This is a genomic window from Aromatoleum petrolei (genome assembly GCF_017894385.1).
In the GTDB taxonomy this organism is placed as follows: Bacteria; Pseudomonadota; Gammaproteobacteria; order Burkholderiales; family Rhodocyclaceae; genus Aromatoleum; species Aromatoleum petrolei.
Window position 1 is genome coordinate 4179045 of record NZ_CP059560.1, and the last position, 12426, is coordinate 4191470.

The 12426-nt window shown below is 65.8% G+C and carries 10 protein-coding genes and 1 tRNA gene; 6 read left to right on the forward strand and 5 right to left on the reverse strand.

The features are described 5' to 3' along the window. The first annotated feature begins 44 nt into the window (after nucleotides 1-44). Complete coding sequence (locus ToN1_RS19055; protein ID WP_169129798.1) at nucleotides 45-317, forward strand: HU family DNA-binding protein; 273 nt, start codon at nucleotides 45-47, stop codon at nucleotides 315-317. Nucleotides 318-354: 37 nt separating this feature from the next. After that, nucleotides 355-430, forward strand: a tRNA-Val gene (locus ToN1_RS19060). Nucleotides 431-587: 157 nt separating this feature from the next. On the opposite strand, the gene alkB is transcribed toward ToN1_RS19060, so the two are convergent. Beyond that, a complete protein-coding gene (gene alkB, locus ToN1_RS19065; protein WP_169205712.1) occupies nucleotides 588-1241 on the reverse strand; it encodes a DNA oxidative demethylase AlkB in 654 nt (217 codons plus the stop codon). Nucleotides 1242-1321: 80 nt separating this feature from the next. Further along, entirely contained in the window at nucleotides 1322-1489 is a 168-nt protein-coding gene (locus ToN1_RS19070; protein WP_169205711.1) for a hypothetical protein, read from the reverse strand. A 249-nt stretch (nucleotides 1490-1738) separates the two neighbouring features. On the opposite strand from ToN1_RS19070, the gene def reads away from it, so the two are divergent. Continuing rightward, on the forward strand, nucleotides 1739-2278 hold the full coding sequence (gene def / locus ToN1_RS19075) for a peptide deformylase (protein WP_169205710.1): 540 nt from the start codon (nucleotides 1739-1741) through the stop codon (nucleotides 2276-2278). 23 nt (nucleotides 2279-2301) lie between these two features. On the opposite strand, the gene ToN1_RS19080 is transcribed toward def, so the two are convergent. Together ToN1_RS19080 and ToN1_RS19085 are read right to left on the reverse strand one after the other, a co-directional pair. Beyond that, nucleotides 2302-3027, reverse strand: coding sequence for an RNA polymerase sigma factor (locus ToN1_RS19080; protein ID WP_169205709.1), 726 nt, complete (start codon nucleotides 3025-3027; stop codon nucleotides 2302-2304). 71 nt (nucleotides 3028-3098) lie between these two features. Next, nucleotides 3099-3746, reverse strand: a complete 648-nt coding sequence (locus ToN1_RS19085; RefSeq protein ID WP_210147863.1) for a TetR/AcrR family transcriptional regulator — start codon at nucleotides 3744-3746, stop codon at nucleotides 3099-3101. Nucleotides 3747-3869: 123 nt separating this feature from the next. On the opposite strand from ToN1_RS19085, the gene ToN1_RS19090 reads away from it, so the two are divergent. From ToN1_RS19090 to adeC, 3 genes are read left to right on the forward strand one after another with little or no spacing between them, the layout of a single operon-like run. Continuing rightward, nucleotides 3870-5078, forward strand: coding sequence for an efflux RND transporter periplasmic adaptor subunit (locus ToN1_RS19090; protein ID WP_169205708.1), 1209 nt, complete (start codon nucleotides 3870-3872; stop codon nucleotides 5076-5078). 10 nt (nucleotides 5079-5088) lie between these two features. Then, nucleotides 5089-8256 carry an efflux RND transporter permease subunit gene (locus ToN1_RS19095; protein WP_169205707.1) on the forward strand — a complete coding sequence of 1056 codons (3168 nt, stop codon included), beginning with the start codon at nucleotides 5089-5091 and terminating at the stop codon, nucleotides 8254-8256. Then, nucleotides 8256-9650: an AdeC/AdeK/OprM family multidrug efflux complex outer membrane factor gene (adeC, locus tag ToN1_RS19100; protein ID WP_169205706.1), complete on the forward strand. Its 1395-nt coding sequence runs from the start codon at nucleotides 8256-8258 to the stop codon at nucleotides 9648-9650. The genes ToN1_RS19095 and adeC overlap by 1 nt, the downstream gene beginning before the upstream one ends. A gap of 201 nt (nucleotides 9651-9851) precedes the next feature. Here the strand turns inward: adeC and ToN1_RS19105 are convergent, their stop codons facing one another. Beyond that, a complete protein-coding gene (locus ToN1_RS19105; protein ID WP_169205705.1) occupies nucleotides 9852-12176 on the reverse strand; it encodes an aldehyde ferredoxin oxidoreductase C-terminal domain-containing protein in 2325 nt (774 codons plus the stop codon). Nucleotides 12177-12426 lie beyond the last annotated feature (250 nt).

Consider the following 12426-nt stretch of genomic DNA (forward strand, 5'->3'; position numbering starts at 1 on the left):
TGCGCATTTCGGGTCATCGCTCTCATATCCAGAAGGGGACTTAAGTGAATAAATCCGAACTGATCGACCAAATCGCCTCGGGAGCAGAGTTGTCGAAGGCGGCCGCGGGCAAGGCGCTCGATGCAGCGATTGCGGCGGTCAAGGACGCGCTTCAGGCGGGCGACTCCGTGACCCTCGTCGGGTTCGGCACCTTCCATGTAGGCGAGCGTGCCGCGCGCACCGGACGGAATCCGCGCACCGGCAAGAACATCAAGATCAAGGCGGCGAAGGTTCCGAAGTTCAGGGCTGGCAAGGCCCTCAAAGATGCAGTAAACTGACGGACTTTGCTGGAAGGGCCAAGTACCCGTCCAGTGCGGGTGCTTAGCTCAGTTGGTAGAGCGCCTCCCTTACAAGGAGGATGTCAGCGGTTCGACCCCGTTAGCACCCACCAGAATTTGCTGAAAAATCAGCAACATGAAAGCCGGCTAAATGCCGGCTTTCGTTTTTTCCGCCCTGCGGCATGGCTTCCTGGCCGCACGCTGCACAATAAGCGCCGGAGTTCTACCGATCGGATCGGAATGAGGATTCCCGGCTGGCTTGGGAACTGGTCAGGCCGCCTTGCGGAAGGTCAGGTTGATGCGCTGGCGGCCAAGCAGCGCGTGACTGCCCTCCTTGACGGGGAGGATGCCGTGGAAGCGCAGTCGGGACAGGCCGCCCCACACCACGACATCGCCGTGCACGAGGGCCACGCGTTCGCTGCGGTCGCTGCGATGTAGGCCGCCGAACAGGAAGATCGCCGGCAGGCCGAGCGATACCGAAACGATGGGGGCCGTCAGGTCGCGTTCGTCGCGGTCCTGATGCAGGGACATGCGGGTTCCGGGCTCGTAGCGGTTGACGAGGCAGGCGTCGGGAATGAATCCGGAAAACCCGGCCTCGGCGGCGGCGTCCGCAGCGAGTCGGAGGAATGTGTCTGGCATGGGCGGCCAAGGTTTGCCGCTGTCGGGATCGGCGGCTTCGTAACGATAGCCGCGGCGGTCGGATACCCAGCCGAGCGGGCCGCAATTGGTCATCGCTGCGGACATGTGCTGGCCGCCTGGCGTGAGCATGTGACGGAACGGGGCGCGTGCGCAGATTTCGCCGATTTCGAGCACAAGGGACTCGGCCTGCGCGCGGGCGAAGCCGCGCAGCACCAGCGCGCCCGGCGCGAGGACTTCGCGGCCGGTGGGGCCTTCGTCGCAGTGATCGAAGAGGTCGGGCGTCATCCTGACGATTTGTCGTGAAGCGCGGGATATACGCGCACGCGTCGCTGACCGTTACGGACGTTGTAAGCGGCGCTGGGGGATCAGTTCGCGCCGATGCCTGCGTCGGGTGCACTGCGGTTGCGCCAGTCGGTGAACCAGCTGGCAAACACCGCCTCAACCGCGGCCTCGTCGGCCTGTGCTTCGCGGCCGGGGGCGGGATCGTCGAGGTCGATCACCTCGCAGTCGTATTCCAGATACTCGATGTCCATCTTCGGCTCCTCGTCCGTTCGTACCAAACGGTTCGGACATGGGATCAGGTTATCTCGCCGATGCGTCGCTTGCTGCGTCGATAAGCGCTGGGAAAATTGGTCAATTCGTGGCCATCGCGCCGTCCGAGCCGCGGGCGGTCTGCCGGGGGCGGCTTTGACGCGGGTCAGGCGCGTCGTACCATTGCGCCCGGGCTGGCGGTCGTGCGGCCGGCGTTCGTTACATCGAAACCGTTCGGGAGCGTGCAATCCATGGCAGTCAGGTCCATCCTCCGCATGGGCGATCCACGCCTGCTCCAGGCGGCCGAGCCGGTGCGCGCATTCGCCACGCGCGAACTCGATGCGCTGATCGCCGACATGTTCGACACCATGGCCGCTGCGGGGGGCGTCGGACTGGCGGCTCCGCAGATCGGGGTGGGGCTGCAGGTGGTGGTCGTCGGCTTCGAGCACAGCGAGCGTTATCCGGAGGCGCCGCCCGTGCCGCGCACGATCCTCTTGAATCCGGTGATCACGCCGCTGGACGAGGACGAGGAGGACGGCTGGGAAGGTTGCCTCTCGGTGCCGGGGCTGCGCGGCGTAGTGCCGCGCTACCGCCGCATCCGCTACCAAGGGCATGCCCCCGACGGGGGCCCTATCGATCGCAGCGTGGAGGGATTTCACGCCCGGGTCGTGCAGCACGAATGCGATCATCTGGCCGGCGTGCTGTATCCGATGCGCATGCGCGACCTGAGCCGCCTTGGTTTTGCCGATGTGCTGTTCCCGGATTCCGTGGGCGATCCGGGGGCGGAGTAAACGGGGGCCGTGCAGGACCGAGCTCAGTGTCGATGGCTGAGTGGCGGTGCGTCTTGAGCGGGAAGGGTGGGGGGCGCCGAGAGCGTGAGGCCGAGGCGTGCGCAGACGTGCGCGACGATCCGGTCGCAGCGTTCCCCGTCGAAGCTGAAGACGTCCTCGAGTAGCGTGCCGATATGCTGGCCGAGCGTTTCCCGCAGGTGTGCGCGGGCGCGCAGGAAGCGGACCTTGGTGTTGCCCGCGGAGATGCCCAGGGCCGCAGCCGTTTCGTCCACGCTGAGGCCTTCGACGGCGCGCAGCATGAATACGGTTCGATGGGCTTCCGGCAGGTGGTCGATCGAGGCTTCGATGATGCGGCGCAGTTCTGCACGCATGGCCTGCGTTTCCGGTGTTTGCAGGGTTTCGGCGTTGCCGCTGTCGACCAGGGTGTCGGGATCGGTTTCGGTATGCTCGCCTGGGTGACGGGCGCGCCGCTGTGCGAGTGCGCGGTTCACGACGATGCGCGTGAGCCAGGTGGAGAGGCGGGATTCGCCGCGGAAGCCGCGCAGGGCGCGATGTGCTTCGATGTAGCTGTCCTGCACGGCGTCTTCGGCTTCGGCATCGTCGCGCAGGATGCTGCGCGCAACGCGGAAGAGGCGGCGATTGTGCCGGCGCATCATCCGTTCGAAGGCGAAAGGGTCGCCCGCGAGGATGCGCTCGACGAGTGCGCTATCGGGCTCCGATGAAGATCCGGCGCGTGCGGCGATTGTCATGGCGTGCTCCCGTTTTGCCCATTAGAGGGAGCCTGGTGCGCGAAGGTTACAGTCCGCTGCGCGCCGCGGGTTCAGGGGGTGTGGTCCAGCAGGTTGCGCAAGGCGTTCTGGAACAGGGGGATTACGGCCTTGTGGTCGATATCCGGGTTGCGGATCGTGCGAATCTGCAGGCCCTCGAACAATGCGATGACGACTTCGACCATCGCGGCGAGGGTGGCATCGTTGTCTTCGTGGCCGCCAGCTCGACGCATGTCGCGCATGGTCAGCACGAGGCTATTGCGGCACGCCGCGTCGGCCGAGCGCACGATTTCCGCGACGTGGGGATTGCGCGAGGCCTCCGCGACGATTTCCAGCTTCAGGCCCGCAGTCTGGTAATCGAGGCACTGGTCGATGCCTTCGGCCACGCGGGCAAGCATCGCCTCGCGCACGTTGCACGCAGACCGGATTTCCGCCGTGAGGATCAGGAAGCGTTCGAGATCGCCGGCGACGATCGCCGAGATGATCGCTTCCTTGTTCTCGTAGTAGTGATAGATGTGTCCTGCGCTCATGCCCGCCGCCTTGGATATCTGCGCGATACTGGCGCCGTGGAAGCCGTGCTGGCGGAAGCAATCCACTGCAGCGGCGAGAATCTGGGCGCGGCGCACTTCGGCGCGTGAAGGTTCGAGGGATTCGGGGCACATCGGGCGTTTCTCGTGGTCGTAATCGGTTTGCAGCAACATTGATTCGAATTCAAGGCTAACATAGAATGAGCGTTCGATCTAGAATGATCGCTCTAACCCTGGCACAATGAATTCCGTTCAGCGTACCGCGACCGGCGGTGCGCGATGATTTCGAGGCGAAACATGCATAGAAACCCCAGCCAGCGTTTCAACGTCCTGATGACCGTGGTCGTTGGCGCCTTTCTCGTAGCCGCCTGCAGCGGCGGCAAGTCGCAGCCGGCAGGGCCCGGTGCGGGCCAGGGAGCGCCGGCCGTGACGGTGGTTTCGGTCCGCTCGGAGGCGGTTCCGATGACGTCGGAGTTGCCCGGCCGGACCGCACCCTATCTGATTGCCGAGTTACGGCCGCAGGTGGGCGGGATCGTCAAGCAGCGCCTGTTCACGGAAGGCAGCGAGGTGAAGGCCGGGCAGGTGCTGTACCAGATCGATCCGGCGACCTATCAGGCTGCCTATGACAGCGCCAGGGCGAACCTCGCCCGTGCCGACGCGAATGTTCAGGCTGCGCGGCTGAAGGCGGAGCGCTATGCCCAGCTGGTCGGCATCGAGGCGGTGAGCAAGCAGGCCAATGACGACGCGGCGGCTGCGCTCAAGCAGGCGCAGGCCGAGGTGGCGAGCGCCAAGGCGGAGGTCGACAGGGCGAAGATCGATCTCGATTTCACCCGCGTGAGCTCGCCGATCAGTGGCCGCATCGGCCGTTCGTCCGTGACGCCCGGCGCGCTGGTGACGGCCAACCAGGCGGCGGCGCTGGCAACGGTGCAGAAGCTCGATCCGATCTATGTGGACGTCACGCAATCGAGCGCCGAACTGCTGAAGCTGCGCCGCGATCTTGCCGACGGGCGCCTGAAGCGCGCGGGCAGCGAGGCGGTGCCGGTCAGCCTGGTGCTCGAGGATGGCTCGCTGTACGGCAGCGAGGGCAAGCTGGAGTTCTCGGAAATCACCGTCGATCAGGGCACCGGCAGCGTGACGCTGCGTGCGGTGTTCCCGAACCCGAAGGGCGAATTGCTGCCGGGCATGTATGTGCGTGCGCGCCTCGCGCAGGGCGTGAACAGCGACGCGATCCTGGTCCCGCATGCGGCCTTGAGCCGTGATGCGCGCGGCAACGCGACGGTGATGGTGGTCGATGGGGAGAGCAAGGTGGAGTCGCGCGTGGTCACGACCGTGCAGTCGCAGGGCGACGCCTGGGTGGTGACGCATGGACTGGCAGCGGGCGAGCGCGTGATTGTGGAGGGCTTGCAGAAGGTGCGCCCGGGGGCGGCGGTGCAGGCGCAGGAAGCCGGTGCGGCGGGTTCGTCCGCACCCGCTCCGGTGGCGGGCGCCCCCGCGGCGGCGAAGTGAGGTAGCCACGATGGCACGTTTCTTCATCGACCGACCCATCTTCGCGTGGGTCATCGCGATCGTCATCATGCTGTTCGGCGCGCTGTCGATCCTGCGCCTGCCGGTGGCGCAGTATCCGTCGATCGCACCGCCGACTGTGGTCATCAATGCAACCTATCCCGGCGCTTCGGCCAAGACCGTGCAGGATTCCGTCACGCAGGTCATCGAGCAGAAGATGACGGGTCTTGATGGCCTGCTGTACATGAGTTCGTCGTCGGATTCCTTCGGCCGCGCGACGATCACGCTGACCTTCGACGCGGGCACGAACCCGGACATCGCGCAGGTGCAGGTGCAGAACAAGCTGCAACTGGCCTTGCCGCTGGTTCCGCAGGCGGTGCAGCAGCAGGGGGTGCAGGTCGCCAAGTCGACGCGCAACTTCCTGATGGTGCTCGGTTTCGTTTCCAAGGATGACAGCCTGGACCGTGCTGACCTGTCCGACTTCCTGGTTTCGAGCGTGCAGGATCCGCTGTCGCGCGTCACCGGTGTCGGAGAGGTGCAGGTGTTTGGCGCGCAGTACGCCATGCGCGTGTGGCTGGACCCGGCCAAGCTCAACAATTTCCATCTGACCCCGGGCGACGTGCAGGCGGCGATCCGTACACAGAACGCGCAGGTTTCGGCCGGCCAGCTCGGCGGCGTGCCGGCGGTGTCGGGACAGGGCTTCACGGCGACGATAACCGCGCAGAACCGCCTGGAATCGGTCGCGCAGTTCGAGAGGATCCTGCTGCGCAGCTCCGCGCAGGGCGGTGAGGTGCGCCTCAAGGACGTCGCGCGCATCGAGATCGGGGCCGAGAACTACGGCATCGTCGGACGCTTCAATGGCAAGCCGGCGGCGGGGATCGGTGTCAAGTTGGCCGCGGGCGCGAACGCGCTCGACACCGCGGCGGCAGTGCGCGCGAAGATGGAGCAGATGAAACCCTACTTCCCGGCCGGCATCGAGGTCGTCGTGCCGTACGACACGACGCCGTTCGTGAAGATCTCGATCCAGGGGGTGGTACAGACGCTGATCGAGGCGATCGCGCTGGTGTTCCTTGTGATGTATCTGTTCCTGCAGAACTTCCGCGCGACCATCATCCCGACGATCGCGGTGCCGGTGGTGCTGCTCGGTACTTTCGGTGTGATGGCGGCGGCGGGATTCTCGATCAACACTTTGACGATGTTCGGCCTGGTGTTGGCGATCGGCCTGCTGGTGGACGACGCGATCGTGGTCGTCGAGAACGTCGAGCGCGTGATGACCGAGGAGGGCTTGTCGCCCAAGGAGGCGACGAAGAAGTCGATGGGGCAGATCACCGGGGCGCTCGTCGGCATCGGCCTCGTGCTGTCCGCAGTGTTCATCCCGATGGCGTTCTTCGGCGGTTCCACGGGCGTGATCTATCGCCAGTTCTCGATCACGATCGCGGCGGCGATGGGGCTGTCGGTGCTGGTGGCGATCGTGTTCACGCCTGCACTGTGCGCGACGATGCTGAAACCGGTCGAAAAGGGCCATGAGCATGGCGAGCGCGGTATGTTCGGGCGCTTCTTCCACTGGTTCAACATGATGTTCGCGCGCAACACGCGACGTTACGAGTCGGCGGTTGCCCGCATCCTGCATCGCAGCTTCCGCTATCTCGCGATCTATGTCGCGATCATCGTCGCGCTGGGCCTGCTGTTCGCGCGCATGCCGACCTCCTTCCTGCCGGAGGAGGACCAGGGGGTGATGTTCACGCAGGTCACGCTGCCGGCAGGGGCAACCCAGGAGCGCACGGTCGAAGTGTTGAAGAAGGTGGAAAAGCATTTCCTGGAGACCGAAAAGGACAGCGTGCGCACGATCTTCACTGCGGCCGGTTTCAGCTTCGGCGGCAGCGGACAGAACATGGGCCTGGGCTTTGTGGGCATGCGTGACTGGAACGAGCGGCGCGAGCCGGGAATGGATGTGAAATCGGTGGCGGGGCGGGCGATGGGCGCGTTCTCGCAGATCCGCGAGGCGATGGTGTTCGCCTTCGTGCCGCCGGCAGTGCTGGAGCTAGGCACGTCGAACGGCTTCAACCTGATGTTGCAGGATCGCGCAGGTCTCGGCCATGAGGCGTTGATCGCCGCGCGCAACCAGTTCCTCGGGTTGGCGGCGCAGGACAAGCGGCTGGTGGCCGTGCGCCCGAACGGCCAGGACGATGTCGCGGAGTATCAGCTGGACATCGACCATGCCAAGGCAGGCGCACTGGGCGTCTCGGTCGCGGACGTCAACGACACGCTGAATACCGCGTGGGGCGGCATCTACGTGAACGACTTCATCGACCGAGGCCGCATCAAGCGCGTGTATCTGCAGGCCGATGCGCCCGCGCGCATGACGCCGGAGGATCTCGGCAAGTGGTACGTGCGCAACAAGCAGGGCGAGATGGTGCCGCTGGCGGCCTTCACGACGGCGCGCTGGGTGTATGGATCGCCGCGTCTGGAACGCTACAACGGCCAGCCCTCGATCGAACTCCTCGGCCAGGCTGCGCCGGGGCTGTCTTCGGGTGACGCGATGGCGGCGGTCGAGGAGATCATGGCCAAGCTGCCGGCGGGGATCGGCTACGAGTGGACGGGCACCTCGTATGAGGAGCGTCGTTCCGGAGCACAGGCGCCGGCACTGTATGCATTGTCGCTCCTCGTGGTGTTCCTGTGCCTTGCGGCGCTATACGAGAGCTGGTCGGTGCCGTTTGCGGTGATGCTGGTGGTGCCGCTCGGGGTGCTGGGTGCGATCCTTGCTGCAACCGGGCGCGGGCTGTCGAATGATGTGTATTTCCAGGTTGGCCTGTTGGCGACCATCGGCCTCTCGGCGAAGAACGCGATCCTGATTGTGGAGTTCGCCAAGGCGCAGATGGAGAAGGAGGGGAAGGATCTGATCGCGGCGACGCTGGAGGCCGTGCGCATGCGGCTGCGACCGATCCTGATGACTTCGCTCGCCTTCGGCCTGGGGGTGTTGCCGCTCGCCAAGGCGACCGGCGCAGGTGCCGGCAGCCAGAACGCGATCGGCACAGGCGTGCTCGGTGGCACGCTCGCTGCGACCGTGCTGGGCATCTTCTTCATTCCGTTGTTCTACGTCGTGATCAAGCGCATCTTCAAGGGCAAGCCGCAGGACGATGCGTCCGCGGCCCGTGCGCCGGCAGTGCAGGAGGCAAAGTAATGACTCGATTGCGTACTCTGGTCGTCGCGATGGCCGCCACGCTGGCGGGAGCGTGCTCGCTGATCCCCGCGTATGAACGCCCCGCCGCGCCGGTGCCGGCCGCATTCCCGGATGCGCCGGCGACCGCCGCGAGCGTATCGGAGGCGCCGGCATGGCGCGACTATTTCGCCGACGCACGCCTGCGCGAGCTCGTCGAACTGGCGCTCGCGAACAATCGCGACCTGCGCATCGCCGCGCTCAACATCGAGCGTGCGCGGGCGCAATACGGCATCCAGCGGGCGGACCTGTTCCCGTCGATTACGGCGAACGGCGGGCAGACTGCCCAGCGTCTTCCGGCCGACCTGAGCCGCAGTGGTGAAGCCGGCACGACGCGCCAATACAGCGCGACGGTGGGTTTTTCCGCCTACGAGCTGGATTTCTTCGGCCGCATCCGCAGCCTCAACAAACAAGCGCTGGAGCAGTACCTCGGCACCGAGGAAGCACGGCGGAGCGCGCAGATCAGCCTCGTCGCCGAAGTCGCCAATGCGTGGCTGCGGCTCGCCGCGGACCGCGAACGGCAGGCGCTGGCGAACAACACGCTGGCGACGCGGCAGAAGTCGTACGAGCTGACGAAGCGCAGTTTCGACGTGGGTGCGACCTCGGCACTGGATTTGCGCCAAGCGCAGACGCTGCTCGAAGGTGCGCGCGCGGATGCGGCGCGCTACGCTTCGCTGGTCACGCAGGGCCGCAATGCGCTGGCGCTGGTCGTCGGTGCGGAGGTTCCGACCGAGTTGCAGCCGCAGGGCTTCGCGGAGGCGATCACCGCGGTGGCCGAGCTGCCCGCGGGGGTGCCGTCCGAGGTTCTGACGCGCCGCCCGGATATCCTTCAGTCCGAGCGCCAGCTGCGGGCGGCAAACGCCAGCATCGGTGCGGCGCGGGCGGCCTTCTTCCCGCGCATCACGCTGACTGCGGCGGCGGGTACGGCGAGCAGCACGCTGGACGGGTTGTTCGAGGCGGGATCGGGGACGTGGAGTTTCGTGCCGCAGATCTCGCTGCCGATTTTCGAGGCGGGGCGGCTGTCGGCGAACCTGGAGGCGACCAAGGTGCAGCGCGAGATCGCGGTCGCGCAGTACGAGAAGGCGATCCAATCGGCGTTCCGCGAGGTCGCCGATGCGCTCGCCGACCGCGCGACGCTGGCCGAGCAGCTGGATGCGCGGCGTAGGCTGGTGGAGGCGAGCGAGGCGAGCTTCAAGCTTTCCGAGGCGCGCTACAAGGCTGGCATCGACAGCTATTTCGGGCTGCTGGATGCGCAGCGCAGCCTGTACGCCGCCGAGCTGGATCTGATCGCCGTGCGTCAGGCGGATGGTGCCAACCGTATCGCGTTGTACAAGTCGCTGGGCGGGGGCTGGCAGTAGGAGGGCCGGACGAGAAGACGGCGAGCCAACGCCTCCGTTCGCCCTGAGCAGGTCGAAGGGCAATCGCAGGGTTTCGACGGGCTCAGCCCGAACGGTATTCTGCTGCGAGGCAATCAACGGCAGACGGCGGACGAGGGCATCGTCCGCCGTCTGCGTTTGGTCCGAAGCGAGCGGGGAGCGAGCCCCGTCCGTTTCTCCCGTTCAGCCCCCCGCGATGATGGGCACGAAGGCCACGCGGTCGCCGCTGCGCAGGGCGGCGTCGCGCTCGCCTGCCAGAACCATGTGGCCGTTGACCGCGATGTTCCACGAATGATCGTTCAGCGCCTCGCGGGCTTCGGGCAGCCGGCGGGCCAGCGCGTCGCGCAGCGCGACGACGTTCGCAACCGGTTCGTCGATGACCACCGCCTTCTCCGGCGCGCCGGGTAGTGCGTGTGGCAGATCGACCCGCACCGAGAAGCCGGTGGTCGCGGCAGCCAGCCGCTCGTGCCAATCGGCCTTGGGCACGCCTTCGGCGTTGAGGCCGGTGACTTCATAGAAGCGTGCCTTCATCGCCTCGAATTCCTTGCGGTCGACCTTCTCGCCCTTGAAGGGGCCGACCTCGATCTCCTCCTCGAACCAGCGCTTCGGCAGCGTATCGTCCTTGGCGCGCAGGCCGAGGCGGAAGTTGATCAGGCGCTCCAGGCCGGTGATGTTGCGGCCGATCTCGTTGAGCTGCTCGCCGGTGAATTCGAGTGCCGTCGCGGTCGTGAGTTGGGTCGCGAAGTCGCCGCAGTCCGGGGTCGTCGGCGAGTTGAACAGCTTGGTATTGAAACGGCACATGCCCACCGAGTCACCGACGGCGAAGGTGTTCTCGCAGCGGCGCACGGCGAACTCCTTGCCGTCGTAGCGGTTCGGCTCGGCCGCGACGGTGCCGCCGTAGAGCTCGGTCTTGAACGGGGCGTCGTCGTTGATGCGGGCGTTGATCTCCAGCGTGACGCGGTTCCTGAGGTGGTCCATGCCGCGCGTGGCGACCGACAGGCCCAGCGCGAAGGCCTTGAGGATGCGGGCGTCGTGCGGGTCGGACTGGAACAGGCCCTTCACCGCCATGCGGTAGTCGAGGGCTTCGGCGGGATACTTGCCGCGTTCGACTGCGCGGGTGGAGTCGGCGATGGTGTCGCCGAAGCCTTCGCGCTTCGCCGTCATGAACAGCAGCTTCTCGACCGTCTCGTAGTTGCCCCAGGACAGGTCCAGCCCGCCGGTGTGGCTCGCGTCGATGATGCCGCGCTGCCACAGCTCCATCGCCCATGCGATCGAGCTGCCGGTCGAGGCAGAGTCGAGGCCGAGGTCGTTGAGGATGTTATTGAGGCGCAGGACGTGCTCCGGCTCCTTCAGGCCGATCATCGGGCCGAACTTGCCGACGGTGACGTACTCGGGGCCGTCCCCCTTGTCGTACTGGTCGAACTTGCCGTCGTTGTGGATGCCGTTGTAGGTGCGCTCCTTGCCGTGTTCGACGTCGGCCTGCGCCTTGTCATAGCTGGCGTTGCCCTTCAGCCCCTTGAGCGCGGCCGAGCCCCAGCCGCCCTTGCCCTCGGGGGTCATGTCGTTGAGGTTGCGGCAATGCACCGGGCACTTGAAACAGCCGTCCATGCCGGGACGGTAGGGGTCGAAGTTGTCCGCATCGAGCGTCTCGTGCCACGCGGTCTTCTGGTTGTTCAGCGTGCCGAGCGCGCCCAGCACGCGCGAGGGCTTGTACAGGAAGGGCGTGCCGACCTGCTTGAGGGCGTTCTTGATCACCGAGGTCGAGGTGATCTTCTTGCCGATCACCTTGTTGTGCGCCTTGAGCTCGGCCACCTTCGGCGCTTCGTCGGGCTTGCCGTGCATCATGATGGCTTTCAGGCGCAGCGAACCCATCTTCGCGCCGCCGCCGCCGCGCGCCCAGATCGCCTTGATGCCGCCCATGATGCCGCTGCATAGCGCGAGGTTCTCGCCAGCGGTGGTGATGCGGGCGAGCGCCATGTCCTTGCGCTCGGTGCATTCGAAGTCGCGTTCGATCGCGCCGGGCAGGTCGAGGTTGTCGAGGCCGACGTAGGGCGTCGCGTCGAGGAACTGCACTTCTTCATGCGCAATGCGCAATAGCGTCCATTGCGGCGCCTGGCCGTACAGCACGATGTGGTCGTAGCCGTGGCGTTTGACGAAGGACGGGAAGTAGTCGCCGCCGTTGGTGTCGAGGATCGCATCGCTCTCGGGCGAGCGGCTGGTGAAGTTGCCGCGGGTGGCCGCCGGCATGTCGCCGGTGAGGGTGCCGGCGCCGAAGATCAGGGGAACCTCGGGGTCGAGGGCTTCGCGTCCGTCCTGCAGCAGGTTGTAGAGCAGGTACATATTGGCGCCGCGGCCGCCGAGGTAGGTGCGCAGTACGTCGAGCGGCAGGTACTTGCGCTGCGTTTCGCGCTTCTCGAGGTCGACAAACAGCACGGCGCCCTGCGTGTCGTATTGCGGCGTGTCGTGCATGCGTGCACACAGTTGTTCGACCTTGTCCCTGATCCCCATTGCCGTCTCCTGTTTCCTGATGATTGGCTGCAGTGTGGCTATAAAACAGTTGGAAGTCAAACAAAAAAGAGGGTGTTTTTTTGCAGGACATACGGCGTACACGTGAAGCGGAGGCGGGATTGCGAGACGAGCCGCCGTGTCTGACGTCGCTTCCATGCACAGCGCGGGATGCAGCGCGGGTTCTTGCGAGAATTGCCGAAAATCGGTTCTTAGTGCACTGCAAAATAATTTGATATCCATCAAAGTCGGC

Bases quoted from the DNA above. Each gene is read 5' to 3' on its own strand.
- ToN1_RS19080 (WP_169205709.1), bottom strand. From the start codon at position 3,027: ATGACAATCGCCGCACGCGCCGGATCTTCATCGGAGCCCGATAGCGCA.
- ToN1_RS19095 (WP_169205707.1), top strand. From the start codon at position 5,089: ATGGCACGTTTCTTCATCGACCGACCCATCTTCGCGTGGGTCATCGCG.
- alkB (WP_169205712.1), bottom strand. From the start codon at position 1,241: ATGACGCCCGACCTCTTCGATCACTGCGACGAAGGCCCCACCGGCCGC.
- ToN1_RS19105 (WP_169205705.1), bottom strand. From the start codon at position 12,176: ATGGGGATCAGGGACAAGGTCGAACAACTGTGTGCACGCATGCACGAC.
- adeC (WP_169205706.1), top strand. From the start codon at position 8,256: ATGACTCGATTGCGTACTCTGGTCGTCGCGATGGCCGCCACGCTGGCG.
- ToN1_RS19090 (WP_169205708.1), top strand. From the start codon at position 3,870: ATGCATAGAAACCCCAGCCAGCGTTTCAACGTCCTGATGACCGTGGTC.
- ToN1_RS19085 (WP_210147863.1), bottom strand. From the start codon at position 3,746: ATGTTGCTGCAAACCGATTACGACCACGAGAAACGCCCGATGTGCCCC.
- def (WP_169205710.1), top strand. From the start codon at position 1,739: ATGGCAGTCAGGTCCATCCTCCGCATGGGCGATCCACGCCTGCTCCAG.
- ToN1_RS19070 (WP_169205711.1), bottom strand. From the start codon at position 1,489: ATGGACATCGAGTATCTGGAATACGACTGCGAGGTGATCGACCTCGAC.